29 protein-coding genes and 1 tRNA gene are annotated in these 26,601 nt (G+C 69.3%); 17 read left to right on the forward strand and 13 right to left on the reverse strand.

What is annotated here, in order from left to right; genetic code table 11:
- The first annotated feature begins 61 nt into the window (after nt 1–61).
- The 3 genes from mobB to AAFN86_RS08720 are packed head-to-tail and all read left to right on the forward strand — an operon-like array spanning nt 62 to nt 2,226.
- Complete coding sequence (gene mobB / locus AAFN86_RS08710; protein WP_347542908.1) at nt 62–592, forward strand: molybdopterin-guanine dinucleotide biosynthesis protein B; 531 nt, start codon at nt 62–64, stop codon at nt 590–592.
- Nucleotides 593–1,870, forward strand: a complete 1,278-nt coding sequence (glp, locus tag AAFN86_RS08715; protein WP_347542909.1) for a gephyrin-like molybdotransferase Glp — start codon at nt 593–595, stop codon at nt 1,868–1,870. It abuts the gene before it with no gap.
- Between the two features lie 8 nt (nt 1,871–1,878).
- Complete coding sequence (locus AAFN86_RS08720) at nt 1,879–2,226, forward strand: hypothetical protein (RefSeq protein WP_347542910.1); 348 nt, start codon at nt 1,879–1,881, stop codon at nt 2,224–2,226.
- A gap of 9 nt (nt 2,227–2,235) precedes the next feature.
- Here the strand turns inward: AAFN86_RS08720 and AAFN86_RS08725 are convergent, their stop codons facing one another.
- The 11 genes from AAFN86_RS08725 to AAFN86_RS08775 form a co-directional block, all read right to left on the reverse strand.
- Nucleotides 2,236–2,361 (reverse strand): hypothetical protein, encoded by a 126-nt coding sequence (locus tag AAFN86_RS08725; protein WP_347542911.1) that lies wholly within the window; start codon nt 2,359–2,361, stop codon nt 2,236–2,238.
- A 24-nt stretch (nt 2,362–2,385) separates the two neighbouring features.
- Entirely contained in the window at nt 2,386–3,027 is a 642-nt protein-coding gene (gene mobA / locus AAFN86_RS08730) for a molybdenum cofactor guanylyltransferase MobA (protein ID WP_347542912.1), read from the reverse strand.
- The gene (gene fdhD / locus AAFN86_RS08735; protein WP_347542913.1) at nt 3,017–3,913 is read right to left on the reverse strand and encodes a formate dehydrogenase accessory sulfurtransferase FdhD; all 897 of its coding nucleotides are present in this window, start codon (nt 3,911–3,913) and stop codon (nt 3,017–3,019) included. Before fdhD ends, mobA begins: the two co-directional genes overlap by 11 nt.
- Nucleotides 3,914–4,087: 174 nt before the next feature.
- Nucleotides 4,088–4,690, reverse strand: coding sequence for a hypothetical protein (locus tag AAFN86_RS08740; protein ID WP_347542914.1), 603 nt, complete (start codon nt 4,688–4,690; stop codon nt 4,088–4,090).
- The gene (locus AAFN86_RS08745) at nt 4,687–5,484 is read right to left on the reverse strand and encodes a creatininase family protein (RefSeq protein ID WP_347542915.1); all 798 of its coding nucleotides are present in this window, start codon (nt 5,482–5,484) and stop codon (nt 4,687–4,689) included. The genes AAFN86_RS08740 and AAFN86_RS08745 overlap by 4 nt, the downstream gene beginning before the upstream one ends.
- 1 nt (nt 5,485) lies before the next feature.
- A complete protein-coding gene (locus AAFN86_RS08750) occupies nt 5,486–6,061 on the reverse strand; it encodes a peroxidase-related enzyme (protein WP_347542916.1) in 576 nt (191 codons plus the stop codon).
- 70 nt (nt 6,062–6,131) lie between these two features.
- Nucleotides 6,132–6,590 carry a hypothetical protein gene (locus tag AAFN86_RS08755; protein WP_347542917.1) on the reverse strand — a complete coding sequence of 153 codons (459 nt, stop codon included), beginning with the start codon at nt 6,588–6,590 and terminating at the stop codon, nt 6,132–6,134.
- Nucleotides 6,587–7,543 carry a signal recognition particle-docking protein FtsY gene (gene ftsY / locus AAFN86_RS08760; RefSeq protein WP_347543188.1) on the reverse strand — a complete coding sequence of 319 codons (957 nt, stop codon included), beginning with the start codon at nt 7,541–7,543 and terminating at the stop codon, nt 6,587–6,589. Before ftsY ends, AAFN86_RS08755 begins: the two co-directional genes overlap by 4 nt.
- A gap of 263 nt (nt 7,544–7,806) precedes the next feature.
- Nucleotides 7,807–9,102: a tRNA (N(6)-L-threonylcarbamoyladenosine(37)-C(2))-methylthiotransferase MtaB gene (mtaB, locus tag AAFN86_RS08765; RefSeq protein ID WP_347542918.1), complete on the reverse strand. Its 1,296-nt coding sequence runs from the start codon at nt 9,100–9,102 to the stop codon at nt 7,807–7,809.
- Nucleotides 9,099–9,929, reverse strand: a complete 831-nt coding sequence (gene dapF, locus AAFN86_RS08770) for a diaminopimelate epimerase (RefSeq protein ID WP_347542919.1) — start codon at nt 9,927–9,929, stop codon at nt 9,099–9,101. The genes mtaB and dapF overlap by 4 nt, the downstream gene beginning before the upstream one ends.
- A 186-nt stretch (nt 9,930–10,115) precedes the next feature.
- A complete protein-coding gene (locus AAFN86_RS08775) occupies nt 10,116–10,715 on the reverse strand; it encodes a protein phosphatase CheZ (RefSeq protein WP_347542920.1) in 600 nt (199 codons plus the stop codon).
- 214 nt (nt 10,716–10,929) lie between these two features.
- On the opposite strand from AAFN86_RS08775, the gene rpmI reads away from it, so the two are divergent.
- The 5 genes from rpmI (at nt 10,930) to AAFN86_RS08800 (ending at nt 16,598) form a co-directional block, all read left to right on the forward strand.
- Nucleotides 10,930–11,136 (forward strand): 50S ribosomal protein L35, encoded by a 207-nt coding sequence (gene rpmI, locus AAFN86_RS08780; protein WP_188971138.1) that lies wholly within the window; start codon nt 10,930–10,932, stop codon nt 11,134–11,136.
- A gap of 15 nt (nt 11,137–11,151) precedes the next feature.
- Nucleotides 11,152–11,508, forward strand: a complete 357-nt coding sequence (gene rplT, locus AAFN86_RS08785) for a 50S ribosomal protein L20 (RefSeq protein ID WP_347542921.1) — start codon at nt 11,152–11,154, stop codon at nt 11,506–11,508.
- A gap of 105 nt (nt 11,509–11,613) precedes the next feature.
- Nucleotides 11,614–12,693: a phenylalanine--tRNA ligase subunit alpha gene (pheS, locus tag AAFN86_RS08790; protein ID WP_347542922.1), complete on the forward strand. Its 1,080-nt coding sequence runs from the start codon at nt 11,614–11,616 to the stop codon at nt 12,691–12,693.
- Nucleotides 12,694–12,885: 192 nt separating this feature from the next.
- Nucleotides 12,886–15,408, forward strand: coding sequence for a phenylalanine--tRNA ligase subunit beta (gene pheT / locus AAFN86_RS08795; RefSeq protein WP_347542923.1), 2,523 nt, complete (start codon nt 12,886–12,888; stop codon nt 15,406–15,408).
- Nucleotides 15,405–16,598, forward strand: a complete 1,194-nt coding sequence (locus AAFN86_RS08800; RefSeq protein WP_347542924.1) for an MFS transporter — start codon at nt 15,405–15,407, stop codon at nt 16,596–16,598. Before pheT ends, AAFN86_RS08800 begins: the two co-directional genes overlap by 4 nt.
- Here the strand turns inward: AAFN86_RS08800 and AAFN86_RS08805 are convergent.
- Together AAFN86_RS08805 and AAFN86_RS08810 are read right to left on the reverse strand one after the other, a co-directional pair.
- Entirely contained in the window at nt 16,583–18,067 is a 1,485-nt protein-coding gene (locus AAFN86_RS08805) for a patatin-like phospholipase family protein (RefSeq protein ID WP_347542925.1), read from the reverse strand. The genes AAFN86_RS08800 and AAFN86_RS08805 overlap by 16 nt on opposite strands.
- 149 nt (nt 18,068–18,216) lie before the next feature.
- Complete coding sequence (locus tag AAFN86_RS08810) at nt 18,217–19,266, reverse strand: hypothetical protein (protein WP_347542926.1); 1,050 nt, start codon at nt 19,264–19,266, stop codon at nt 18,217–18,219.
- A 261-nt stretch (nt 19,267–19,527) separates the two neighbouring features.
- Here AAFN86_RS08810 and lepA point away from each other — a divergent pair, with 261 nt between their 5' ends.
- The 9 genes from lepA to AAFN86_RS08855 all read left to right on the forward strand — a co-directional run bounded on the left by lepA (nt 19,528) and on the right by AAFN86_RS08855 (nt 26,235).
- A complete protein-coding gene (lepA, locus tag AAFN86_RS08815; protein WP_347542927.1) occupies nt 19,528–21,333 on the forward strand; it encodes a translation elongation factor 4 in 1,806 nt (601 codons plus the stop codon).
- 125 nt (nt 21,334–21,458) lie between these two features.
- Nucleotides 21,459–22,448 carry a tripartite tricarboxylate transporter substrate-binding protein gene (locus AAFN86_RS08820; RefSeq protein ID WP_347542928.1) on the forward strand — a complete coding sequence of 330 codons (990 nt, stop codon included), beginning with the start codon at nt 21,459–21,461 and terminating at the stop codon, nt 22,446–22,448.
- A 64-nt stretch (nt 22,449–22,512) separates the two neighbouring features.
- Nucleotides 22,513–22,603 (forward strand) — tRNA-Ser (locus AAFN86_RS08825).
- Between the two features lie 148 nt (nt 22,604–22,751).
- The gene (locus AAFN86_RS08830; RefSeq protein WP_347542929.1) at nt 22,752–24,050 is read left to right on the forward strand and encodes a phage integrase central domain-containing protein; all 1,299 of its coding nucleotides are present in this window, start codon (nt 22,752–22,754) and stop codon (nt 24,048–24,050) included.
- A complete protein-coding gene (locus AAFN86_RS08835) occupies nt 24,047–24,289 on the forward strand; it encodes a hypothetical protein (RefSeq protein WP_347542930.1) in 243 nt (80 codons plus the stop codon). The genes AAFN86_RS08830 and AAFN86_RS08835 overlap by 4 nt, the downstream gene beginning before the upstream one ends.
- A 279-nt stretch (nt 24,290–24,568) precedes the next feature.
- Nucleotides 24,569–24,760 (forward strand): helix-turn-helix domain-containing protein, encoded by a 192-nt coding sequence (locus AAFN86_RS08840; RefSeq protein WP_347542931.1) that lies wholly within the window; start codon nt 24,569–24,571, stop codon nt 24,758–24,760.
- Nucleotides 24,761–24,985: 225 nt separating this feature from the next.
- Entirely contained in the window at nt 24,986–25,618 is a 633-nt protein-coding gene (locus AAFN86_RS08845) for a hypothetical protein (RefSeq protein ID WP_347542932.1), read from the forward strand.
- Nucleotides 25,618–25,788: a hypothetical protein gene (locus AAFN86_RS08850; protein ID WP_347542933.1), complete on the forward strand. Its 171-nt coding sequence runs from the start codon at nt 25,618–25,620 to the stop codon at nt 25,786–25,788. The genes AAFN86_RS08845 and AAFN86_RS08850 overlap by 1 nt, the downstream gene beginning before the upstream one ends.
- Before the next feature lie 30 nt (nt 25,789–25,818).
- A complete protein-coding gene (locus AAFN86_RS08855) occupies nt 25,819–26,235 on the forward strand; it encodes a hypothetical protein (protein ID WP_347542934.1) in 417 nt (138 codons plus the stop codon).
- The last annotated feature ends 366 nt before the right edge of the window (nt 26,236–26,601 follow it).

Genomic DNA, 26,601 nt, shown 5'->3' on the forward strand with positions numbered 1-26,601 from the left:
GGTATGACCCGCGGGCGCATGGCGATTGTCATGCGCCCGACGCATTTTCAGGGGAGCGGACGTGACGCGCATCATCGGTCTCGCCGGATGGAGCGGGGCGGGCAAGACGACCTTGATGGTGAAGCTGTTGCCGTCCCTGATCGGGCGCGGGCTGGCCGTCTCCACGCTCAAGCACGCGCATCACCGCTTCGACGTGGATGTGCCGGGCAAGGATTCGTACGAGCACCGCCGCGCCGGCGCGCAGCAGGTCATGGTCGCCTCCGGCGCGCGCTGGGCGCTGATGACGGAACTGCGCACGGCCCGTGAACCGACGCTGCCGGAACTCGTCGCACGCATGGATCCCGCAGACCTGATCATCGTCGAGGGCTTCAAGCGCGATGCACATCCCAAGATCGAGGTGCATCGCGCCGCCAATGCCAAGCCGTGGATGCGGCCGGACATGCCGGGGATCGTCGCCGTCGCCTCGGATGTGGCGGCACCCTATGACCTGCCGCGCGCGCATCTGGATGACATCGAGGCAATCGCCGCGCTGGTGATGGCCCACGCTCAACCGCTGGACAGCATCGCCTGGACGCAGCGGCAGGAGGCCTGAGTGGCGCAGCTCAGCGACGACTGCTTCGCCTTCGGCGGCGCGCTGATGTCGGTGGATGAGGCGCAGGCGCTGATCGCTGCCCGCATCCCGCCGGCCGAGGGTGAGGAGATCGTCGCCCTGACCGCCGCGCGAGGCCGCGTCCTGGCGCACGACCTGGTCGCCGCCACGCCATTGCCGCCCTTCGCCAATGCCGCGGTCGATGGTTGGGCCTTCCGCCATGCCGACCTGCGGCCGGATGCGCCAACACGGCTGGTCGAGGCCGGGCGCGTCGCTGCCGGTCACCGTGCCGCGCGGCCCTTGGCCCCGGGGGAGGCCTCGCGGGTTTTCACCGGCGCGCCCATGCCGCCCGGCGCCGATAGCTGCGTCATGCAGGAGGATGCGACGCGCGAGGGCTCCGCCATCCTGGTGCCACCCGGCCTCAAGCGCGGCGCGAATGCGCGGCCGGCCGGCGAGGATGTCGCCGCCGGCGCGCTCGCCTTGCCGGCCGGCCGGCTGATTGGCCCTGCCGAGGCCGGGCTTGCCGCCGCACTCGGGCGGGCGACGCTGCAGGTCCGGCGGCTGCCCCGCGTGGGCGTCTTCTCGACCGGCGACGAACTGGCCGAACCGGGCGGCGCCTTGGCCCCGGCGCAGACCTTCGACAGCAATCGCTTCACGCTGCTGTCGCTGCTCGGTGGCCTGCCATGCGTCGCGAGCGACCTCGGCATCGTGCCCGACGACGCTGCCCGCACCGCTGCCGCTCTGACCACCGCCGCCCGGGACCATGACCTGCTGCTGACCAGCGGTGGCGTCTCGACCGGCGAGGAAGACCATGTGCGCTCTGCCATCGAGGCGAGCGGCAAGCTGGTGTTCTGGCGCCTGGCGGTGAAGCCGGGGCGGCCGGCGGCGATGGGTGTCTTGCCGAGGGCGGGGTCGGATTTTGCGGCCGGTGGCACGCCGGTGGTCGGGCTGCCTGGCAACCCGGTTGCGGCGGTGGTGTGCTTCCTGCACCTCGCGCGACCGTTGCTGCTGCGCCTGGCGGGTGCGCAGGACCGCCCGCTGCCGCGCTTTGCGGCGACGGCCGACTTCACCTATCGCAAGAAGGCGGGGCGCCGCGAATATGTGCGCGTGACGCTTGCGACCGACGATGGCCAGACGCGCGCGCGCAAGTTCCCGCGCGAGGGAGCAGGGCTGCTGACCTCGTTGACCGAATCCGACGGCTTCGCCGAATTGCCCGAAGCCATCACCGGTGTCGCGCCGGGCGACCGCATCACCGTGCTGCCCTTCGCCGGCATGCTGTAGTGGATGCCATGGTCTCGGGCCTGATCGTCTGTTTCCTCGGCGCCGTGCTGCTGCGGCGCGACCTGCGGGGTCTGTTTCGGCGGTGGCTCTGGCGCCGTGCAGTGGCGCGCGTCGTATTCCAGCCGACCGCCATCGGCCCATCCTGGCGGTTCGATTTCGCCCTGCCGGATGGCACGCCGGCCAGCGTCGTCACGACCGACATGCGCCTGGTGGCGCGGCGCGAGGGGGACGGGCCGATCGCGTTGCTCTATGACCCGGCTGCGCCGGGCCGCGTGGATCTGCCGGCAAGGCCGGGGATCGGTCTGATCGTCGGCCTTGCGCTGGCCGGGCTCGGCGTCGTGCAGGTGCTGCGCTGACGCCGCCCGTCAGATCCGCGCGCCGCTCGTCGTGAAAGCGACCTGCACCGTTTCCTGCACCTTGGTATCGAGCACATAGGCCGCGCCGATCGCGATGACGATCGCGACGACGACGCCTGACAGGATGGCCTTCATTCTGGCATTTCCTTCAATCGCAGATCATTCGTCTATGGCGACGCGCCCGGCTGAATGCAACAGCGGCAGCAGGCGTTCCGCCTCGGCCAATTCGTCCGGCGCATTGGCGTTGAAGAAGGGATCGACCGGCGTGGTCGGCCAGTCGGCATGGGCGCAGCCGTGGCCGGCGGTCCAGCGGTCGATCTTGCGCTCGCCGGCCAGCAGCGCACCGCGCAAATCCCCGCGCAGAGCCACCGGCCAGAGCCCGATCGGCGGATACGTCTGGCCATCCGACCGTGCGCAGGCAAGCGGCACGCCGGCCGCCAGCCGCGCCGCATGCAGCCGCTCCACGAGGTCCTCCGGGATGAACGGCGAATCGCCGGGAACCGAGACAACCCAGGTGCAATCCGGCCGCTGCGCCGCCGCCCAGTCCAGCGCGGCGAGGACGCCGGCGAGTGGCCCCGGATGGTCGGGCAGCCCGTCCGCTGCGACCGGCAGCCCATAGGCGGCGAAGCGCGACGCATCGCCATTGGCGTTCAGGATCACCGCCGCCACCTGTGGCCGAAGGCGTCCCAGCGCATGATCCAGCATGGGCCGCCTGCCGAGCAGCCGCAGCGGCTTGTCGCCGCCGCCCATCCGTCGTGCCAGCCCGCCCGCCAGCACGCAACCCAGCGTATCAGCTCGCATTGTCGCCGGCCGCCATCGCCTCAGCGCTGTTCTTGCGCCAGTGCTTCGCGGCTTCCTCCTCGACATATGCCAGGTCGGCGTCGAACACGATGCGCTCCTCGCCGGCCAGGGCGACGAAACGCTTGCCCTTGCAGCGACCGATCAGCGTCAGCCCCGCCTCCTTCGCCAGTTCCACACCCCAGGCCGTGAAGCCGGATCGTGAGACCAGGATCGGGATGCCCATGCGCACGGTCTTGATCACCATCTCCGAGGTCAGCCGCCCGGTCGTGTAGAAGATCTTGTCGCCCGGCGCTTCCTGCGCGCGGAACATCCAGCCGGCGATCTTGTCCACCGCATTGTGGCGGCCGACATCCTCCATGTAGACCACCGGCTGGTCGCGCAGGCAGAGCGCGCAGCCATGGATCGCACCGGCTTCCAGGTACAGCGTCGGCAGCGTGTTGATGCGGTGCAGCAGCCGGTACAGCCAGGATGTACGCAGCTCCGTCTTGGGCAACCGCACCTCGGCAAAGCCTTCCATCAAATCCCCGAACGCCGTCCCCTGCGCGCAGCCCGAGGTCAGCGTCTTCTTGCGCAGCTTCTCCTCGAAATCGGTGCGTTCGGGCGTGCGCACGATGACCACGCCAAGGTCGTCGTCGTAGTCCACGCCCGTCACCACCGCATCCGGCCTCAGCATGCCCTGGTTGAGCAGGTAGCCGACCGCCAGGTCCTCCGGCCGGTCGCCGATCGTCATCATGGTGACGATCTCCTGGCCGTTCAGGAACAGCGTCAGCGGCCGCTCGACGGTGACGCTCGTCTCGATCGGCGCGCCGGTGTGGTCGATGCCGGTGACGCGGCGCGTCAGGCGTGGGTCGGTGGGGTCGGGCTTGACGCGGAGCAGGTCGGACATGGACGGCAGATGGGCCGCGGCGGCGAAGGGCGCAAGTTGGAGGGGCCATCCGCCCGCAGTCCACCGCACCAAATGGCGGTGGCCTCGCCGCCCGGTGGCACTCGCGGCGGGCGCAACGCTGTGCGGGTGAAGCGGTTGCCGGCGCGCCGCGCTCCTGACGGGCGGCGGGCATCCCTACCCGGGCAGGACAATCCCCCGCCCGGCATAGAAGCGTCCGAACTGGGCCACGGCCAGCCGCGCATCCGCCTGCGACGCCGCCGTATCGCCGGAGGGGTTGTGGAAGCGCAGCACACCGTCCTGCTCGCCGAAGACCAGCACCAGATGGCCGCCGAGGGATGGCGGTTCGCCCACGCCTCGCCGGATCCAGGGATGCACCGAGGCCACGAAAAGCCCGCCGCCATGGACCATCGCCGGGATGTCCTCGACGGGGACATCGACGCGAACATCGGCCGCGAGACCAGGCACCTCCCGCAGCCAGCCGACCGCCGGGGCATAGATCAGCCCGCGGATGCCGCCATCGGGCCGCACGACATAGCCGCCCCGCCTGGTCAGCTCCCGTGCCAGGTCGAAGGCGCGCGGCGGCGAGATGCCCCGTGCGGCGAGCGCCATGCGCAGGCAGGCGACACCGCACAGATGGTCCGCCCAGCGTTCGTAATCCGCAGCCCCCGCGGCTCCCGAGCGTGGCCACAAGGGGTCATCGGCCGCACGCAGCGTCCCGGCGAGGATATCCCCGATGCGCTCCGCCGATTCCCACTGCCCGAAGAATGGCGGGATCACCGCCGACCCTGCGCCCGCCCACGCTGCCAAACATCGTCCGGCGGCGACCACAGCGCCGTGTCGCGCAATTCCTTCGCCAGGCCCTCGGCCATCGCCTCGAAAATCGCCTTGCCCTTCTCGGGTGTCGCAGCCCGCGCATCGCCGCGCACGCCGGTGACCGGTGCGCGCTCGGAGAAGGACCAGAAGCGCGACGACACCTGGCTGCCGGCGTCGAAATTGCCGGGCGAGACGGAATTCGCGATCTCCTGCATCCGCACCTGGGACGGGTCGAGATGCATCCACAGGCTCGTCTCGCCCTCGCAGGCATGGTGGATGCCCTTCTGCGCCGTCAGCGTGGCGGAAATGGCGGCCGGTGCGACCTTGGTGATGGTCGTCGTCAGCACCGGAATGCCGAATTCATGCGCCAGTTCCCGCGCCGAGACGGCGAGCGGGTCGATGTTGCCGCCATGGGAATTGAACAGCATCACCTTGGAAAAGCCATCGGCCAGCAGGGACTTCACGATGCAGCGCAGGATGCCTGCGAAGGTCGCGTAGTCCACGCTGATCGTGCCGCCGAACGGGAAATGGTGCTCCGACAGGCCAAGCCACATCGGCGGCAGCACCACCGCCGGCAGGTCCTCGCACAATTCCGCCGCGCGCACCGCCACCGAATGGCCCAGGAAGGAATCCGTCCAGACCGGCAGGTGCGGCCCGTGCTGCTCAAGGCTCGCGACCGGCACGACCACTACGGCGTCGCGTTCGGCCAGCGCGCGCAGTTGCGGCGCGGTCAGGCGTTCCCAGCGAACCTCGTGCATGTCAGCCCCTCCCCATGGCGTAGAATTCGTCATTGGGCCTGAGGTTCGTCACGTTGGCCAGACGGTTGGACATGCCGAAGAAGGCGGCGATGGCGGCGATGTCCCAGATCGCCTCGTCGTCGAAGCCGGCCTGTCGCAGCGCGTCGTGATCGGCGTCGTTCACCTCGTTGGCGCGCAGCGTCACCTTGATGGCGAATTCCAGCATCGCCTTCTGCTTGTCGGAGATGTCGGCCTTGCGCCAGTTCGCCGCGACCTGGTCGGCGATCAGCGGATTCTTCGCGCGGATGCGCAGGATCGCGCCATGCGCCACGACGCAATACTGGCATTGGTTCAGGGCCGAGACGGCGACGACGATCATCTCGCGTTCCGCCTTCGTCACGCCCTCCGACTTGTCCATCAGCGTGTCGTGATAGGCCATGAAGGCGCGGAACTCCGCCGGTCGGTGCGCCAGCATCAGGAAGACGTTGGGAATGAAGCCGGACTTTTCCTGCACCGTCAGGATGCGCGCACGGATGTCGTCCGGGAGGCTGTCGACGGTGGGGATGGGGGTACGGGCGACGGGGCGGGTCTTGGGCATGGCGGGGTCCTGGCCTCCTCGGGTGACCCAGCGTGTCGCGCCGCCGGCCGCCCCTGGCAAGGGCGCGCCGTCAGCGCGGCGCCGCTGTACTCCGTAGCGCCGCCATGACGTCCTCCACCGTTTCGCGCACGGCAACGTCGGTGTTGAAACGCAATCCGACCAGGACGATCGCCGCGCGTGCGCCGGCGGCGTGGCGTTCCTGGGAATCGCGGATCAGCACGACGCGGTCGGCGGCGATGTAGATGCGCTGGCCGTTGAGGTCGGTCAGCGGGACCAGCCGCTGGCCCGTCGCGGCGATGCGGCGAGCGACGGATTCCAAAGGCTCGACGGTGCGCTGCTGCACCCAGGCGGTGGTGTCCACCACGGTGAAGCCCTCGGCGCGGCCGATGCGGACCACCTGGCTTGGCGCGATCAGCACGGGCCTGCCGCCGGGGCCGGGCGAGATCTCTATGAATTCCTCGCCCGCTTGGGCGACGCTCAAGGGCAGCAGGGTCAGCAGCAGGGCAGCTCGGCGGCCCCACGGCATCATTCCAGCCCCAGCAGCCCGCGCGCATAGTCGCGCGCCTCAAAGGGACGCAGATCCTCGGCCTTCTCGCCGACGCCGACCACATGCACCGGCAGGCCGAACTCCTGCGCGAGGGCGACGACCACGCCGCCCTTGGCTGATCCGTCCAGCTTGGTCACGGCCAGGCCGGAGACATCGACCATCTCCTTGAACACCTTCACCTGCTGCACGGCATTCTGGCCGGTGGTGGCGTCCAGCACCAGCAGCACCGAATGCGGCGCGGTATCGTCCACCCGGCGAATGATGCGGATGACCTTGCGCAGTTCTTCCATCAGCGCGGTCTTGTTGTGCAGCCGCCCGGCGGTATCGACCAGCAGCACATCCAGCCCCTCGGCCCGCGCGGTGGTCAGCGCGTCGAAGGCGAGGCCGGCCGCATCGGCGCCCGCCTTGGCAGGCGGGAAGAAGCGGGCGCCGGTGCGGTCGGCCCAGACCTGAAGCTGCTCGACGGCGGCGGCGCGGAAGGTGTCGCCGGCAACGAAGCCGGTCTTCAGCCCCTGGTCGCGATACTGCCTGCCGAGCTTGGCGATCGTCGTCGTCTTGCCGGTGCCGTTGACGCCCACCACCAGCACGACATGCGGCGCGAGCGCGGTGTCCAACACCAGCGGCCGCGCGACGGGGGAGAGGATCGCGGCGATCTCGTCCGCCAGCGTCGCCTTCACCTCCTCATCGGTGACTTCCTTGCCGAAGCGGGTGCGGCGGAAGCCCTCGACGATGCGCTGCGATGCCGCGACGCCGAGATCGGCCGCGATCAGCGTCTCCTCCAGCTCCTCCAGCGCCGCATCGTCCAGCTTCCGCTTGGTGAAGATGGCCGAGACGCTGTCGGTCAGCTTGGCGGTGGACCGCGCCAGCCCGGATTTGAGGCGGGAGAACCAGCCCTCGCGGGCTGGTTCCTGGGCTTGCGGGGGCGGGGCCTCGATCGGTGGAAGCTGCGAGGGGGGCGTCAGTTCCACGGGCGGGGCATCCGCCGGGGGTTCATCGAAGGGCGGCGGGGTTTCCGTCGGCCTGTCGGGAGTCGGGTCCTCGACCGGCGCGGGTGGCGCCGTGGGCGGCTCCGGTGGGCGCGGCGGCGCTTCCGGCGACGGGGGTGGGGGCGGCGGATCGTCCCGTTCCGGCTCCGGTCGCGGGCCGGGCTGTGCCGGATCGCTGCCGCGCAGACGGGTCCACAGGTCGCGCAACGCCATCAGGCGGCTTCCGCGAACAGCGTGTCCGCTGCGGCGCCCGTCACGCGCAGGCGCCGGATCTCACCGGGGCGGGCGAGGCCGCGCGCGAGGCGCAGCGGTGCGAAATGCTGGGTATGGCCACGGTCTTCCAGTTCGAAGAGCACGTCTTCCTCCTGTCCGATGCGCGCGGTGAACAGCCGCGCCGCTGCCTTGGCCCCGGCCTCGCGCAGGCGCGCGGCCCTTTCGCGGCGGACCGGCACCGGCAGCTGCGGCATGCGCGCCGCGGGCGTGTCGGGACGTTCGGAATACGGGAACACATGCAGGAAGGAGAGGTTGCAGGCCTCGACGAGCGACAGCGTGTCGGCGAAGTGATCCTCGGTCTCGGTCGGGAAGCCGGCGATCAGGTCGGCGCCGAACACCATGTCCGGGCGCAGCCGGCGGGCGCGGTCCGCCAGCGCGATGGCATCCGCGCGCAGATGCCGCCGCTTCATCCGCTTCAGGATCATGTCCGAGCCATGCTGCAGCGACAGGTGCAGATGCGGCATCAGCCGCGGTTCCTCGGCGATCAGGCGCCACAAATCGTCATCGACTTCCACAGGGTCCAGCGAGGACAGCCGCAGCCGCGGCAGGTCCGGCACCAGGGCCAGCAGGCGGCGCACCATCTGCCCCAGGCTCGGCCGTCCCGGCAGGTCCGGTCCGTAGGAAGTGATGTCGACGCCGGTCAGCACCACTTCGCGATAGCCTGACTGCACCAGCGCGCGCACCTGCTCGACGATCACGCCGATCGGCACGGACCGCGACGGCCCGCGGCCGAAGGGGATGACGCAGAAGGTGCAGCGATGGTCGCAGCCCTGCTGGACCTGCACGAAGGCCCGCGCGCGGCCGGCGAATTCGGTCACCAGGTGGGCCGCCGTCTCTGTCGCCGCCATGATGTCGCTGACCGGGGCAGGGGGGGCGTCGAGGCCCGCCCAGGTCTCGGGCTTCAGCTTGTCGGCATTGCCGATGACGCGTTCCACCCCGGCGATGGCGGCCCATTTTTCCGGGGCGATCTGCGCGGCGCAGCCGGTGACGATGATGCGTGCGCCGGGATTGTCGCGATGCGCGCGGCGGATCGCCTGGCGGGCCTGGCGTTCGGCTTCGGCGGTGACGGCGCAGGTGTTCACCACGATCGCGCCGGCATGCCCGGCCTTGGTGCCGTCGCCGGCAAGGGCGCGGGAGGCCAGGTCGCGCATCGCCTCGGACTCATAGGTGTTGAGGCGGCAGCCGAAGGTCAGGACGCTGACCGCGCCCGCCACACCCTCATGGTCGGTTGTCACGCCGCGTAGCCTTCCAGATCGAGCATGCCCGAAAAGGCCGTGGCGACCGGTCCGGTCATCAGCACATGGCCATCGGCTTCGCGCCATTCCATGACCAGGTCGCCACCCGGCATGGACACCGTCGCGCGCCGTCCGGTGAGCCCTCGGCGGACCGCGTTGACGATGCCGGCGCAGGCGCCCGACCCGCAGGCCAGGGTCAGTCCCGCGCCGCGTTCCCAGATCACCAGCCGCATGTGGTCCGGCGAGAGGATCTGCGCGAAACCGATATTGGCGCGCGCGGGGAAGATCGGGTCGTTTTCCAGCCGTGGCCCGATCTCGGTCACCGCGATGGCGTCGAGGTCATCGACGAAGAAGGTCGCGTGCGGATTGCCCATCGAGCACGCGGCCGGGTCCGCAACCGGCCCAAGCGCGAGCGGGACATGCAGCGTGTCCACCTCCCGCGCCAGAGGCACGTCCCGCCAGCCGAGCCTCGCCGGGCCCATATCCGCCCGCCACAGGCCGCCCGCCAGCCGCTCCACCGGCAGGTCGCCGGCGATGGTGCGCACCACCACGCGGTCGGCACCGCGTTCGTCCGCGACCAGGGAGGCGATGCAGCGCGTCGCATTGCCACAGGCCTCGGCCTCGGATCCGTCGGGATTGCGGATGCGCATGAACACATCGGCGCCGGCCTGCGGCGGTTCCAGGACGATGAACTGGTCGCAGCCGATGCCGAAATGCCGGTCGGCAACGGCGGCGGCGCGGGCCGGCGTCACGGGCAGGGCGGCGGCGCGCCCATCCAGCACGACGAAGTCGTTGCCCAGGCCATGCATCTTGCGGAACGGTATCATCGTGTCAGGGCATATAGAGCGCCCGACGGCCCGCCGGAACCCACAGACGGCGCGGGGCTGCCGTCATCGCGCGGCAAGGCCGGCCGCCGCATCGGGCCGCTGTGACGGGCCGGGGGGGGCACGCCGTCCGCCCGGCGCGGCCAGCCGCATCGCCGTGCCGCCCGGGCGTGGCGGGCGGCCAACCGATCAGCCGTTCAGCAGACGGTCGATCTCGGCCTGTGCCAAATCGGGGCCGGCGGCCGCCGCATCCGCCACCGTCGTCTCATGGCCGATCACCTCCAGCTTCCGCGCGGCCGGCGTGGCAGTGCCGGGCATCAGACCTTCCAGCATGGTTTCCACCTGCTGAAGCTGCTTGATGGCGCGGCGGATGCGCTGCCCGGTCAGGTCCTGGAAGGAACAGGCCTGGAAGATGTCGTTCACCCGCTGCGTCAGCGCGGCGATGGACGCTGCATCCTGCGCCCCTCCGTCGAGCCAGGTCTGGATTGCCTCGGCCGCTTCAAGGATGGTGTCGGCGGCCGATTCCGTGGCCTGCACCACCGCTTCCAGCTCCAGCCCCGAATTGCGGGCCCCGGAGGCCGGGATGGCGATCAACCGGGCGATCTGGACGTGAACCTCGGCGATGCGGCCGGTGAGCGCCTCCTCGGTCATGCCCATCAGTTGGACCGAGGCGGAGACCTCGGCGCTCAGTTCGGCGATGCGGCGGTCCATGAAGGCGCGCAGGGCGGCGAAATGGGGTGCCAGGGCCTGGTCGAGGCTGTCGGGCGGCAAGGCGGCGGCAATATCCAAGGGGGTGTGGCCTTCCGTCACATCGGCGAGAGGGGCAGAAGACACCGGGAACCATGAAATTCCCGTTGCTGCCGATCGGGGTTGCGGCGGCTGGGGGCAGCGGCTATACGCCCGCCTCCCGCGTCGTGGCCCGATGGACATGCCCGGCCGGGAACACGCGTCCTCGTCGCATGGTGCGGCGGACTAGGGCGCGCCCACCCCACAGGAGGGCCAAATGTCCAAGATGAAGACGAAGTCGAGCGTGAAGAAGCGCTTCCGACTGACCGCCACCGGCAAGGTCAAGGCCGGCGCCGGCAACAAGCGCCACATGCTGACCGCCAAGACCACCACCATGAAGCGCCAGAACCGCGGCATGTTCGTCCTCGCGAAGCAGGACGGCGATACCGTGAAGCAGTGGCTGCCCTATGGGCTGGACCGGTAAGGAAGGGGCGCAGCAATGGCTCGTGTAAAGCGCGGCGTAACCAAGCACGCCCGTCACAAGAAGGTCCTCAAGCTCGCCGAGGGCTATGTTGGCCGTTCCTCCACCGCCTATCGCCCCGCGCTCGAGCGGGTCGAGAAGGCGCTGCAGTACGCCTACCGCGACCGCCGCAACAAGAAGCGCGAGTTCCGCGGCCTGTGGATCCAGCGCATCAACGCCGCCGTGCGTGAGCATGACCTGACCTATTCGCGCTTCATCGCCGGCATCAAGGCGGCGGGGATCGAGATGGACCGCAAGGTGATGGCGGCCCTCGCCTTTGACGAACCGGCGGCCTTCGCGGCGCTGGTCGAGCAGGCGAAGGCGAAGCTCGCCTGAAGCCTTCGGCGCGGGGGTTCCCCTGTGCCGTCTCAGCGTTTAGCAGAGGGCCGCATCCCGGGTGACCGGGGCGCGGCCCTTCGTGCTTTTCCGGACATGGTGCCCATGACTGACGACCTCGCTTCCCTGCAGGCCGAGACTGAAGCCGCCCTGGCCGCCGCGGCAGACCTGCGCGCACTGGATGCCGTGCGCGTCGGCGTGATGGGCAAGTCCGGCAGCTTGTCCGGCCTGCTCAAGGGCCTCGGTGCCGTGGCCCCCGACCAGCGGAAGGAGCGCGGCGCCGCGCTGAACCGCCTGAAGGGCAGCATCGAGGCTGCCATCGAGGCACGCCGCGCCGTGCTCGACGCCGCCGCGCTGGATGCCCGCCTGGCCGCCGAGCGCCTCGACGTCACGCTGCCGCCGCGCCCATTCGCCCCCGCCACCGCGGCCGAGGGCGGCATCCACCCCATCGCCCGCACCATGGAGGAGCTGACCGCCCTGTTCGGCGCCATGGGCTTCAAGGTCGCCGAGGGACCGGATATCGAGGGCGACTGGTTCAATTTCGGCGCGCTCAACATCCCCGACCACCACCCGGCGCGGCAGGACCACGACACCTTCTACCTGCCCGAGGTGAATGGCCGCCGGCCCGTGCTGCGCACCCACACTTCCCCGGTGCAGATCCGCACCATGATCAGCCAGGAACCGCCGATCCGCGTCATCGTCCCGGGGCGTACCTATCGCGCCGACCACGACGCGACGCATTCGCCGATGTTCCATCAGGTCGAGGGGCTGGTGATCGGCCGAGGCATCACCCTCGGCCATCTCAAGGGCTGCCTGATCGACTTCCTGCGCGCCTTCTTCGGCATCGCCGACCTGCCGGTGCGCTTCCGGTCGTCCTACTTCCCGTTCACCGAACCTTCCATGGAAGTGGACATCGGCTGGTCAAAGAAGACCGGCGAACTCGGCAAGGGCGGCGACTGGCTGGAGATCCTGGGTTCGGGGATGGTGCACCCGAAGGTGCTGGCCAATTGCGGCATAGACCCGCGCGAGTGGCAGGGCTTCGCCTTCGGCATGGGGATCGAGCGCATCACCATGCTCAAGCACGGCATCCCCGATCTGCGGCCGTTCTATGAGGCGGATGTGCGCTGGCTGCGGCACTACGCGGCCGATCCGCTGACGGCGGTGACGTTGCATGACGGCGTCTAGAAGGTCGGGGGAAAGTATTTCCCCGCATCCCCCTTCTATTTTTGGCTGCTGGACTGGTGCGCGGGGCATGGCGTGCGGACACGATCGCCGTACGCCATGCACGGCACCGGGTGATGGTTTCCAAAGGCCCACTGGCCTTTGGTGGGGTGGTCTGGAGGGGCAAGGCCCCTCCAGCAACGCAGGGCTCACACGATGAAGTTCACTCTCTCCTGGCTGCGCGACCATCTCGACACCGACGCCGGCGTCGATGAGATCGCCCGCACCCTCAACGCCATCGGCCTCGAAGTCGAAGGCATCGAGGATCGCGGCGCGGCTCTCGCGTCCTTCCGCATAGCCCGCGTCATCGAGGCCACCCAGCACCCCAACGCCGATCGCCTGCGCCAGCTGCGCGTCGACATCGGCGATGGCGTCGAACGGTCCGTCGTCTGCGGCGCACCGAACGCGCGCACCGGGCTGGTCGGCGTCGCAGCACTTCCGGGCGAATACGTCCCGGGCACCGGCGTCACGCTCAAGGTCGGCGAGATCCGTGGCGTGAAGTCGGAGGCGATGATGCTCTCGGCGCGCGAGATGGGCCTCGGCGACGATCATTCGGGCATCGTGGACCTGCCGGCAGATGCGCCGATCGGTGCGTCCTATGTGCAGTGGGCAGGCCTTGATGACCCGATCATCGAGATCAGCATCACGCCGAACCGCGGCGATGCGCTGTCCGTGCGCGGCATCGCGCGCGACCTGGCGGCGGCGGGCCTCGGCACGCTGAAGCCCTGGTCGGCGCCGAAGGTCGCGGCCGCCTACAAGTCACCACTGAACTGGAAGATCGAGGATCCGCGGGCCTGTCTGTATGTGCTCGGGCGTGCGGTGCGCGGCGTGAAGAACGGTCCCTCGCCGCAATGGCTGCAGGACCGTCTGACGGCGATCGGCCTGCGCCCGATCAGCGCGCTGGTCGATGTGACGAACCTCTTCACCTTCGATCTCGGCCGCCCGCTGCATGTCTTCGACGTGGCAAAGGTGCGCGGCACCGACCTGACGATGCGCATGGCGCGCGATGGCGAGACGCTGTCCGCGCTGAACGGCAAGGACTACGCGCTCACGACCGAGGACGGCGTGATCGCCGACGCCGCCGGCCCCGAAGCGTTGGGCGGCGTCATCGGCGGTTCGCATTCCGGCTGCGACGAGACGACGACCGAATGCTTCATCGAATGCGCGCTGTTCGACCCGGTGCGCATCGCGCTGTCCGGTCGCCGGCACGATGTGCGCACCGATGCGCGTTCGCGCTTCGAACGTGGCCTTGATCCTGCCTTCCTGCCGGATGCGCTGGAAGCGGCGACGCGGCTGATCATCGAACTGTGCGGCGGCGAGGCGAGCGAGATCAGCAGCGCCGGTGCGGAACCGGCGTGGAAGCGGTCGGCGGCGCTGCGCTTCGATCGCGTTGCCTCCTATGGCGGTCTCGACCTGCCCGCGGATGAAGCGGTGGGGCGGCTGGAACGCCTCGGCTTCGCGGTGCAGGCGCGCGATGCGGCGACCGTCACCGTCGCGGTGCCGTCCTGGCGCAATGACGTGGCGGGGGACCTGTCGGCCTATCGGGCCGGCGGCGGCACGCTGACGCAGTTCGAAGGGCTGGACCCCGCGCGCGCGGCGAAAGCCGCGGAAGGCTGCGCGGCAGTGGAACCCGAGGCCGACCTGATCGAGGAGGTGCTGCGCCTCGGCGGCCTGGATGCCGTGCCGGCAGTCTCGCTGCCCGCCCTTGCGGTCATCCCGCCGCCCGCCTTCACTGCGAAGCAGTCGCGTGCGGCGCTGGCGCGGCGCGTGCTTGCGTCGCGCGGCATGCTCGAAGCCGTGACCTTCGCTTTCATGGAAGCAAAGACCGCGGCGCTGTTCGACCCCACCACGCCGCCGCAGGCATCCTGGTCGCCGCCCGAAGCGCTGCGCCTGGTCAATCCGATCGCTGCGGATCTGGACCAGATGCGCCCGACGCCGGTCGCCTCGCTGCTGCTTGCAGCGGCACGCAATGCGGCACGAGGCTTCGGCGATGTCGCGCTGTGCGAAATTGGCGCCGCCTATCGCGGGGTGACGCCGGACGGTCAAGCGGCTGTCGCCGCCGGCGTCCGGCATGGTTCCACGCCGCGCCATTGGGCCGAGGCCGCCCGTGGCGTCGATGCGATGGACGCGAAGGGCGATGTGCTGGCCGTGCTGGCGGCCCTTGGCGTGCCGATGGCGGCGCTGCAGGTCACCGCCGATGCGCCGGGCTTCTACCATCCCGGCCGGTCCGGCGTGGTGCGGCAGGGCCCCAAGGTGACGCTCGCAACCTTCGGTGAAATTCATCCCGCCGTGATGGCGGCACTCGGCCTGCCCGGTCCGGCCGTGGCGTTCGAGGTCCTTCTCGACGCCCTGCCGGAACCCAAGCGCCGCCGGAAGGGCGTGCCGGACCTGCCGCCCTTCCAGCCGCTGCGGCGCGACTTCGCCTTCCTGGTGGCCGACAGCGTCGCCGCCGAGACGTTGCTCAGGGCCGCGCGGGGCGCCGACAAGGCGCTGATCACCGATGCCGCACTGTTCGACCGCTACCAGGGCAAGGGCGTGCCGGACGGCCAGGTGAGCCTTGCCATCCAGGTCACGATCCAGCCGCGCGAGGCGACGCTGACCGACGTGCAGATCGAGGCCGTGGCCGATCGCGTGGTCGCGGCGGTCGTCAAGGCGACAGGTGCGGTGCTGCGGGCATGACCTTCGGCGTGGACGGCAAGCGCCCCAACCTGGCGCTGCTGGCCTCGTCGATCGTGCTGGTGCTCTCGGTCTGGTTCGCAGGCACGGTCGCGGTGCCGGGGCTGATTGCCCGGGGCATCATCACGCCGGGCCATGCGGCCTGGCTGACCGCCTGCGTGCAACTGGGCTTCGTGGTGGGGACGCTCGCCAGCGCCGTCCTGTCGCTGGCGGACCGGATCGAGCCGCGCCGGCTGTTCGTCTCCTGCGCGCTGCTTGCTGGTGTCGCGACATTGGCGCAGACGCAGGTCGCACCCGCCGGTCCGGCGGCCCTGGCGCTGCGCGTCGTCGCCGGGGCGGCGATGGCCGGCGTCTATCCCGTCGGGATGAAGCTCGCGGCGTCGTGGGCGAAGGGTGATCTCGGGCTGCTCATCGGTATCGTGGTGGGGGCGTTGACCCTCGGCTCGGCCCTGCCGCATCTGCTGCCGGGCATGGTCGGCACGCTCGACTGGCGAACGGCCTATGGCGGGGCAGGGGTGCTGGCCGTATTGGGCGGGCTGCTGATCCTGCCGTTCCGGCCCGGGCCGCTGCTGGGCGGGCGCCCGCCCTTCCACCCGGCCCAGGCGCTGGAGGCCTGGCGGAACCGCGGGCTGCGCCTCGCGAATCTCGGCTATCTCGGCCACATGTGGGAACTCTATGCCATGTGGGCCTGGATCGGGGTGTTCCTGGCCGGGCTGCTGGGGCGGGCGCAGGTCGGCACCTGGGTGTTCGGCGTGGTGGCGGCCGGGGCGGCGGGCTGCGTGCTGGCGGGCTGGGCGGCGGATCGATGGAACCGGGCAAAGGTCGCGGCTGCCTGCATGGTTGTTTCCGGCACCTGCGCGCTGCTGATCGGGCCGGCCTCGGCCTGGCCGGCGCTGGGGCTGGGGCTCGCCTTCCTGTGGGGCTTCACGGTGGTGGCGGATTCGGCGCAGTTCTCGGCCTGCATCGTCAGCCTGTCGCCGCCCGACTATGTGGGCACGATGCTGACGGTGCAGACCTCGCTGGGCTTCCTTCTGACGGCGGTGGTGATCGGCGGGTTGCCGTACGCCATGGCGGCGCTGGGGGTGGGCGGCGCCTTCGCGCTGCTCGGCATCGGGCCGCTGCTGGGTGCGGTCGCCATGTGGCGGCTGGCGCCGATGCTGCCCCCGGCCTCGGTTGGTCAGCGGCGGGGCTGAAACGGCGGCGTGGCGCCGGCGACATCCGTGGCGCCGGCCAGGAAATCCGCGAGCCCGCGATTGGCGCGGACCGCTTCCTCCCCGGCCGCGAGCAGCGCGTCGACATCCTCGCGCGGTATCGTCAGGCCCGTCGGGATGGCACGGAGCCGTGCACGGCGTGCGGGATCGGCCACATCCGCAAGCGCGATACGCACGAACAGCGCCTGCACGTCGTCGCAGGGAAACCCTTCATAAGTGCGACCGCGGGCGCAGCGAGCATCGCGCTGGCCGCGGGTGACCTGCTGCCCAATGGCCTGGGCGCGGGCCTGAGTTTCGAGGTTGTAGTTGTCGATCTGGCTGCCTGAGACGGCATCGAAGATCTGAACCAGGCCATTGACCATGCGCTGGTTCGACAGCGCCGGGTCGGTCTGGGATTGCCCATCGATGCTCAGCAGGACCACGCGGCGGACCGGCAGCATCTGCTGGACGTAGTGTGCGTCCTCGGTGACGCCCAGTTCGATGAAGTTCAGCGCCGTCCGCAGCCCGAGATTGTCGGAGATGCCACCGTCCATCAGGTGCAGCCAGCGCGTGCGTGCCGGGTCCGCCATGCGGCGGACCGTCTCGAACAGCTGCATGCGGTAGTATTCGCCGGGCCCGAGGCGCCGGGACAGGTCAATGGGCAGCGGTTCGCTGCAGGCCGGGCCGCGATGGTTGGTCAGCGTGATTGGGGTGAACAACAGTGGGAAGCCGTTCGAGGCCGCAACGGCGCGGGCCAGCGGGAAGCGTGCGAGGTCCGAGCAGATCACATCGAAGCTGAACGGCAGGAAGGGGAAGGCGGCGCCGGTGGCGAGGTCCGTAGCGTTGATCGACAGGCGCGGGCGGCCCCGCCGCATCAGGTCGCCATAGGTGGCGCCCTGGAACAGCACGTCGTCATAGACCTCTGCCATCCGGTCGTTGGTGCCGATGCGGGGGTCGACCAGCCAACCCCAATGCCAGGGCAGCACATAAGTGCCCCAGACATAGGCGGCGATGTCGCGGTAGAGGAAATCCTCGGGGAACCGCTCGAAGGAGCGTGCGCCATGCAGCGCGTAGTGCGCGGCGGGGAAGGCACCGCCCGAGACGCCGGCGAGTTGGTCGACCTCGGCGAGCAGGGTCGAGGGCGGGCCGCCGGGCAGGCTGACCGGCACGTCCCGCATGCCGCGCAGGACGCCATGGGCAAAGGCCGCCGAGCGCTTGCCGCCGCCGGAGATGCCGACCAGGATCAGGATGTCCGGTCTGCCCGATGAAGCGTTCATGCCGGCGAGGTCGTATCCGGCATTGTGCTGTCCGTTCGGCAGGGCCTCGTTCGCCGGCCCGTCGCGGCCGCCACAACCCGACAGGGCCAGCGTGGCCAACACGGTCGCCACGACGCCAAGTCGCGCCGCCAGCCGCATGATCGGCCTCATCCCGATCCGCGCATCGCGGTCACCACGCTGACGTCGGATTCCCATGACCGAAACCTCCGCGCGAACAGTTCAGCAAAGGTGCAAGCATCGTCCATATCGTATCCGGGACGTCCAGAGTGCCGGCGGTCCCACCCGGCATCCGGCGGCTCGCGATCCTGGCCCGGCGCAACGGGACCGACCGGCCTGCGGTGCGTTCAGACGAAGGTCAGCAGCCGGCGCGGATTGCCGACCACGATCGCCTCGACCTCCGCGTCGGTGAAGCCGCGCTCACGCATCAACGGCACCACATTGTCGAAGATGTGGCCATAGCCGTGCCCGCCCCACCGCGACAGCCGTGTGCGGTAGCAGATGTCGTGGCTGATCACGACCCGTTCGAGGTGCCCGCGCGCGATCAGGGCGCGGATCAGCCGCAGCCGCACCGCGTCGTTCGGCATGTCGATGGCGCTGAGCGCGTAGTAGCTCTGTTCCTGCCCGAACAGGTCGAATTCGATGACCACGCCGCTGTCGGCCAGGCGCAGGATACGGGCCTCGTCGAAGATCGTCCGGTCGATATGGCTGATGATGACGCGGGAAGGGTCGGCGCCGGCCGCGCGCACGAATTCGGCGACCTCCTGCGGCTGGTCGGGGTGCCGACCGGGGTGGACGTTCACCGCGGCGCCGGTCTCGGCCATGGCCAGCAGGGCGCCACGCATGACCCTCTGTTCCTGCTCGGTCCACGGGGCCTGGCAGCCGATTTCGCCGATGATGCCGGCGCGCACATCGGTGCCCCAGGCGCCAAGCTGCACCTGGTCGATGATCTCCCGCGCGAAATCATTCGGGCCGCGCGTGGCGTTGGCGGGGTCCTGGTATTCGTGGACGTAGTGGCCGCAGCCCATGACGATGTGCAGGCCGGATTCCGCCGCCAACCGCGCCAGCGCGCCCGGGTCGGGGTCGAGCCCGCCGCAGGTCAGTTCCACCATCGTGCGGCCGCCTGCCTGCCGCATCAGCGCCAATTCGGCGAGCGCGGTCGGTTCGCAGCGAAAGCGCAGATTGCCCGGCAATTTGCGCTTGCGGCCGTAATTGATGGCGAAGCAGTTGCAGAGCGTGATCTCGGGCCCCTGGTCGGGGTCGGCACGCATGGCAGGGGTGCGGATGTCCCAGATCAGATGCTCATGCATCAGGGTCGGGCCGAGTTCGGCCGGATCGATGACGCCGAGCACCGTCTGGGCGCGCCCGCGCATCGCGTCCCGCGTCAGGCGGGTCATGCCGCCTGCCCCGGGGGGCGAGGGCGTGTCGCGCGTGGCGTAGAATTCTTGAACATGCGGGAAGCCCCTGCGGTCGGATCGTGGTATCCGGTTCCGGCGCCGGCCCCGGTTTTGCCGAACTGTGGCCCAGGCCGGCCCCGTGGTCGATGCCGCGCGCGGCTGCCCGCACGCCAAGTCGCTTTGACTTGGGGGCCGACTGCCCTATGTCCCCCCTCATGACAGGCGGGTGCGCCCTTGCGCCCGTCCCGACGCCGGAATCCCATGACCGACACGCCGCTCGACCTGATCCGCAACTTCTCGATCATCGCCCATATCGACCATGGGAAGTCCACGCTCGCCGATCGCCTGATCCAGACGACGGGCACGGTGGCTGCGCGCGACATGAAGGAACAGCTGCTCGACAGCATGGATATCGAGCGCGAGCGCGGCATCACCATCAAGGCGCAGACCGTGCGCATCAGCTACCCGGCCAAGGACGGCAGGACCTATGTCCTGAACCTGATGGATACGCCGGGCCATGTGGACTTCGCCTATGAGGTGAGCCGGTCGCTTGCGGCCTGCGAGGGGTCGCTGCTGGTCGTCGATGCGTCCCAGGGGGTCGAGGCCCAGACGCTCGCCAATGTCTACCAGGCGCTGGATGCGGGGCATGAAATCGTGCCCGTGCTCAACAAGATCGACCTGCCGGCCGCCGAGCCGGACCGGGTGAAGCAACAGATCGAGGATGTGATCGGCCTCGATGCCTCCGATGCCGTGATGATCAGCGCCAAGACAGGGCTGAACATCGAGGGCGTGCTGGAAGCCATCGTCACCCGGCTGCCGCCGCCCAAGGGCGACGGCGCCAAGACGTTGACCGCGCTGCTGGTGGACAGCTGGTACGACGCCTATCTCGGCGTGGTGGTGCTGGTGCGGGTGCGCGACGGGCATCTGCGCAAGGGCCAGCGCATCCGTATGATGTCGAACGGCGCCGTTCACACTGTCGAGCAGGTCGGCGTCTTCACGCCGAAGATGGTCACCTGCGACAGCCTCGGCCCGGGCGAGATGGGCTTCGTCACGGCGGCCATCAAGACCGTGGCCGACACCAATGTCGGCGACACCATCACCGACGACCGCAACCCGGCCGAGCAGGCGCTGCCCGGCTTCAAGCCGTCCATCCCGGTGGTGTGGTGCGGGCTGTACCCGGTCGATGCCGACGATTTCGAGAAGTTGCGCGAGAGCGTGGGCAAGCTGCGGCTGAACGACAGCAGCTTCCATTATGAGATGGAGACTTCGGCAGCACTCGGCCTGGGGTATCGCTGCGGCTTCCTGGGGCTGCTGCACCTGGAGATCGTGCAGGAGCGGCTGTCGCGCGAATTCGACCTCGACCTGATCGCTACCGCGCCGTCCGTCGTCTACAAGTTGAAGAAGACCAACGGCGAGGAACTCGACCTCCATAACCCCGCCGACATGCCGGACCCGAGCGTCATCGCCGAGATCCAGGAGCCCTGGATCAAGGCGACCATCATGGTGCCGGACGAATATCTCGGCCCCGTGCTGACGCTCTGCAACGAACGCCGTGGGCGGCAGGTGGAACTGACCTATGTCGGGTCGCGCGCCATGGCTGTGTACATGCTGCCGCTGAATGAGGTGGTGTTCGACTTCTACGACCGCCTGAAGTCCATCAGCCGCGGCTATGCCAGTTTCGACTACGCCATGGAGGGGTATGAGGCTGGCGACCTGGTGAAGATCTCGATCCTGGTGAATGCCGAGCCGGTCGATGCGCTGTCCTTCATGGCCCATCGCAGCCAGGCGGATCGCCGCGGCCGGTCGATCTGCGAGAAGCTGAAGGAGCTGATCCCCCGCCAGCTGTTCAAGATCCCCATCCAGGCGGCGATCGGTGGTCGGGTGATCGCGCGCGAAACGATCTCGGCGATGTCGAAGGACGTGACGGCGAAGTGTTACGGCGGTGACATCAGCCGCAAGCGCAAGCTTCTGGACAAGCAGAAGGAAGGCAAGAAGCGCATGCGGCAATTCGGCAAGGTCGAGATTCCGCAATCCGCCTTCATCGCCGCGCTGAAGATGGACGCCTGAGGGGGCGTATCCTGCCGGGGAACCCAGTCGAACCGGATCGTGGCCCTTGACTCGGGCGGTGGGCCGCCCGATCCGTCCGCATGTAATCGCGGGCTGTCTGGGTCCGCCAAACCGGGAGGACGCCCATGGCCTATGTTTCTCGTCGAACCCTTGCCATTGCGATGGCGGCTGTAGCGTCCGGCTTCGCTGCGCCGGCGCTCGCCCAGGCGAATTACCCGAACCGCCCGATCACCATGATCATCCCCTTCGCCGCCGGGGGGCCGACGGACACGGTTGGCAGGCTGATCGCACAGGCCATGGGCGCGGATCTCGGCCAGCCGGTGGTGGTCGAGAATGTCGGCGGCGCCGGCGGCACGCTCGGCGCGCAGCGCGTCGCCAATGCGCGCCCGGATGGATACACCATCCTGCTGCACCATATCGGCATGGCGACCATCCCGACGCTGTACCGCCGGCTTGCCTACGACCCGGTGAACGGCTTCGAACCGCTCGGCTTGGTGACCGAGGTGCCGATGACGCTGATCGCGCGCCGCAACATCGAGGCGAACACCCTTGCTGACCTGGTCGCGCTGATCCGGCAGCGGGGGGAGGCACTGAACTACGCCAATGCCGGCATCGGCGCGGCGAGCCATCTGTGTGGTCTGCTGCTGATGAAGGCGGTGGATACGCGCATGACCACGGTTCCCTATCGTGGCACCGGCCCGGCGATGAACGACCTTGTTGGCGGCACGGTGGACCTGATGTGCGACCAGACCACCAACACCACCGAGCAGATTCGCGCCGGCACGGTGCGCGCCTTTGCCGTGACGACGCCGGAGCGGATCGGCGCGCTGCCGGACCTGCCAACTTCGGCGCAGGGCGGGCTGCCGGGCTTCGAGGTGAGCGTGTGGCACGGCCTGTATGCCCCGCGCGGTACGCCGGCGCCGATCGTGGAGCGGCTGAACCAGGCGCTGCTGAAGGCGTTGCAGGATCCAGGGATCGCGCAACGCTTCGCCGATCTGGGCACCGCGCCGGTGCCGGTTGCGCGGGCGACTCCGGCGATCCATCGCGAATTTTGGATGGCGGATATCGCGAAGTGGCGGCCGCTGATCCAGGCGGCGGGGCAATTCGCCGATTGATGTGAAAAGGGCGTGGCCGACGGGTTGCCCTTCGGCCGCGCCCTGACTATGGTCCGCGCCCTCCGGACAGGTGGCCGAGCGGTCGAAGGCGCGCGCCTGGAAAGTGCGTATACGTCAAAAGCGTATCGTGGGTTCGAATCCCACCCTGTCCGCCAGAGACCCCTTTCCCACCCCCTCTGATCTCCACAGAGTCATCGCCAAAGCCCCGGTTTCCGGGGCTTTTTTCATGTCTGCAACATTCTCATTGTCTCCCGACTCCACGCCATATAACGTGGGTTTGTTCGTTGGTTGGGATGCGGATGCATGGCGCGGGAAGCCAATCGGCTAATGGCTGTTCAGGTGGCGTCGCTGCTCAAGAAGGGCACGGTCGGCCGCCACCCTGACGGGAACCGGCTGTACCTCGTCGTCACCGGTAAGGGCCGCGGCTGGTGGATGCTGCGCTACATGGCCGACACCCGCTCCAAGGCCGGCAAACCGATGTCCCGGGAGATGGGCCTCGGTCCTGCCGATCCCGATGGGGTGGATGGCTACACGCTCGCGGACGCACGCGATCGCGCGAACGATGCGCGCCGGTTGCTGCGGGACGGGATCGATCCCCTTGCGCATCGCGATCAGGCCGCGGCAGCGAAGCGGAAGGCGAAGGACGCCGCGCGACTGTTCAAGGACGTGGCCGAGGCCTTCATCGCCGGCGAAGAGGCGGGCTGGCAGAACGAGAAGCACGGGGCGCAGTGGCGGACCACACTGGCGACCTATGCCTATCCGACCCTCGGCGACATGCAGGTGGCGGCGGTCGCCATGGAGGACGTGAAGGGCGTTTTGGCACCAATCTGGTCAACGAAGCCAGAGACGGCATCGCGGGTTCGTGGGCGCATTGAGGCGGTGCTCGATTATGCCGAGGCGCACAACTGGCGACAGGGCCCTAACCCGGCGCGTTGGAAGGGGAACCTCGCGCATGTGCTGGCGAAGAAGAGCAAGGTCGCGAAGGTCGAGCACCACGCCGCGCTGCCCTGGGCGCAGGTCGCGGCCTTCCTGACGGCGCTGCGGCAACAATCCGGTACGGCAGCCCGGGCGCTCGAGTTCCTGATCCTGACCGCCGCTCGCACGGGCGAGGTGATCGGGGCTCGGTGGTCGGAAATCGACCTGGCCGGCGCGGTGTGGACCGTGCCGGCCTCAAGAATGAAGGCAGGGAAGGAGCACCGGATCCCGCTGTCCGCGCCAGCGCTGGCGGTGCTGGCGCCGTTCGCAAGGACGCGACAGGACGACGACGAGGGCGGCTTCGCGTTCCCCGGCCAGTTCACGGACAAGCCGCTGTCCAACATGGCTATGTTGAAGGTGTTGGAGCGCATGAAGCGCACCGACCTGACCGTGCACGGCTTCCGCAGCACCTTCCGCGATTGGGCCGGCGAGACAACCGCACACCCGCGGGAGGTGATCGAGCACGCGCTTGCCCATCTGCTGAAGGACAAGGCCGCGGTAGCGTATCAGCGCGGCGACCTGTTCCGCAAGCGCGCGGCGCTGATGCAGGATTGGGCCGACTTCTACGACAAGCCGCCGGCGACGGTGACCCCTTTGCGGCGGTCCGTGTCGGAGGCCAGCGCATGAACGTCTCAACCGTAGCTGGTGCGCTGGGCGACCCGGTCGCTTCGCCCTCGGCCTGGCCCGAGCAGGAAGCCGACATGACCCTCATCCGCCGCGTGAACGATCTGCTGGCTGAGGCGATGCACGGCGCGACACCGGCGATCCGCGACGCCGCGCAGGCTGAAGAGCGGGCGCTGATGCCTGGCTATGGCGAGGCGACCAGTCGCTTCCGGGCCGCCACGCGGCGGGCGGCGGCGCACTGACGGGATCCGCGCCGCGGCGGTTCCGCGGAGGTGGCGAGGTTGGTACTTTCCGCTGAAAATCGCCGTGTGGAGGTTCTACAGGCTGCCTCGATCCAGTTCGCGCCGTTGCTGCTCAGCCAGGACGTGCGCGGCGAGAACAGCCGGCACGCCACGCTTCGCACCCGCCTATCCCGATTGAAGCGCCCTCGCGCGATTTGAGGGACATGCGACCACCCGCCTAGCCCGCACAAAGACGCCTGTTGCAACCGTCTTCCACAGACGACAATTGCAGGAGGCAGAGTGAACTACATCGCTCCCGCGAGTGCGCCCCCGGCGCCCGCATTCCAGAACATCCAGCAAGCCGCGCGCTGGTCGGGCCGCTCGGATGAGACGCTGTATCGGTGGATCGCCGCCGGCAAGCTGGCGGCCTTCAAGGCGAGCCGCTCCACCGTCGTAAAGACTGACGATCTGGTGGTGTTGCTGACGGCGTAGCCTGTTCGGCTCGTGCGCAAGGGCGCTGCCCAGGCGGTGGCGGCATGAGGCGCCTCGCTCCGATCCCGGAAATGGGGATCGACGATCCGATTGCCGTGGTGCGCGACCGCATGACGAAGTTCGCCGCATCGCTCGAGGCTGGCGATGCGCAAGTCTCTGCGTTGGAGGGCATCGTGTCGGCGGGTCATCTGGCCTTGACGGTGCAGTCCCGGCGATCGGCAGTTGATGCCCGGGCCCGACCGGGCAGCACGCGGCCCGCAGCCTGCCCGCCTGGTACGTGCGACGCGGCACGAGAACAGCATCCGTCTCACCACCGACGCAGCCGCAGCGATCGTCGCCTTCCTCGACACCGACAAGCGGTGGCGGCGCGAGGATGTCGTGAACGTCCCGCCGCTGCTGCGCGCCGCGCTGGAAATAGGCGACAGCGAGACGCAGGAGGATGCCGACCGGCTTGCCTTTGATCGGCTGGCCTACTTGTTCCAGCACCGCCCGGCGTTCCAGCGGGGGTGCTTCGGGCTGCGCCTGCCGGAGGGCGGGGTCGCGGCGGCAACCATTGGCGTCGAGCCGCCGCGGCACGCCCCGATCCCCGAGCCGGACACCGACGAGGGCCGGGCGCTCGACCACATCGGGCACGACAACCGGGCTCTGCTTCTTGCGGAATTGGGTGCCCCGAGATTTCCGACCATCGAGGAAGAAAACAAAGCACGCCAATTCGGCTGGCGCGCGATGGTCGCGGCGCACCGTGCGGGCCGCCGCGCGACCGGCGCCAGCATCGGCGAGGCGCAAGCCGAGCAGGAAGTCATCGACCTCGTGCCGGGCTGGGCGTTGGCTGTTGGCCTCAAGCCGGTGCCGCGCTGATGGAAACGGCGGCGATCGCAGCCGTAGCAGTCGCTGCCGCCGCCGCCGCCACCGCTGGCACGGCGATCTACACCGGTCAGCAGCAGGCCGCGGCCGCGCGGGAGAGCGCGGGCGCGCAGGCGGCGCAGTTGGCCGAGGAACAGCGGTCGGCGCGGCTGGCGGCCGAGTAGGAGACAGCGGCGAAGCGCCGGCAACTCGGCATGGTGCTGTCGGCTCAAGACGCATTGCGCGCCGGGCGCGGTCTGGACCTGACCAGCGCCGCAGGCGACGCGATCCGCCTGGACAGCATCACCCAGGCCGAGGGCGATATCGCCACGGTCGAGGCGAACACGAACAATCGGACGCGTCGGCTGGGGCTGGCATCGGATAGCGCGCTGACGCGCGGGCGCAATGAGGCCAGCACAGCACTGGTGCGCGGCTATGGCTCGGCGGTCGGTTCCCTCGCCGGCGGCGCCGCGCAGGCATACGGCATCAGCTCGCGCGCCGGATCATCACGCAGTTGGTGCGGATGCCCGACACCTCGCGTCGCTTGGCCGCTGGAACTGAGGCGGGCCGCTGGCGGGTCCGTCGTCCCCCAACAACTTTCCCCGCTAAAGTCACGGGGCCTGCTGGTGTGATGGTCGGTGGGGCCTGCCAAAATTCTTCAGCTCGGAGAAGTCCTTGTTCTAGGATCACGGCTCCGATACGGAGAGAATGCCATGAACCGCATGACGTTCTTCGTGGTCGGCACAGCATCTCTCGTGCTCATTGCTTGCGTGCAGCGGACAACGCATTGAATCGAGACGAACGAACGCGGCATTCCCGAGACCCGCACGATCTACACTGAGGCTGATCGGGCAGGCGACACAGTCACGATCCATGCCTACGCGCAGCCGGGTCTCTACATGCTGGCGGAAACCCTGACTGTGGCGGGCAACCGCGTGGAGCGGCTACGCGAGGTCGCCCGAACTGCCGCGGCCGCGAAGTGCGGCTCACCAATATCG

Origin of the sequence: Roseomonas sp. CAU 1739 (genome assembly GCF_039839775.1) — a bacterium.
Classification (GTDB): Bacteria; Pseudomonadota; Alphaproteobacteria; order Acetobacterales; family Acetobacteraceae; genus Neoroseomonas.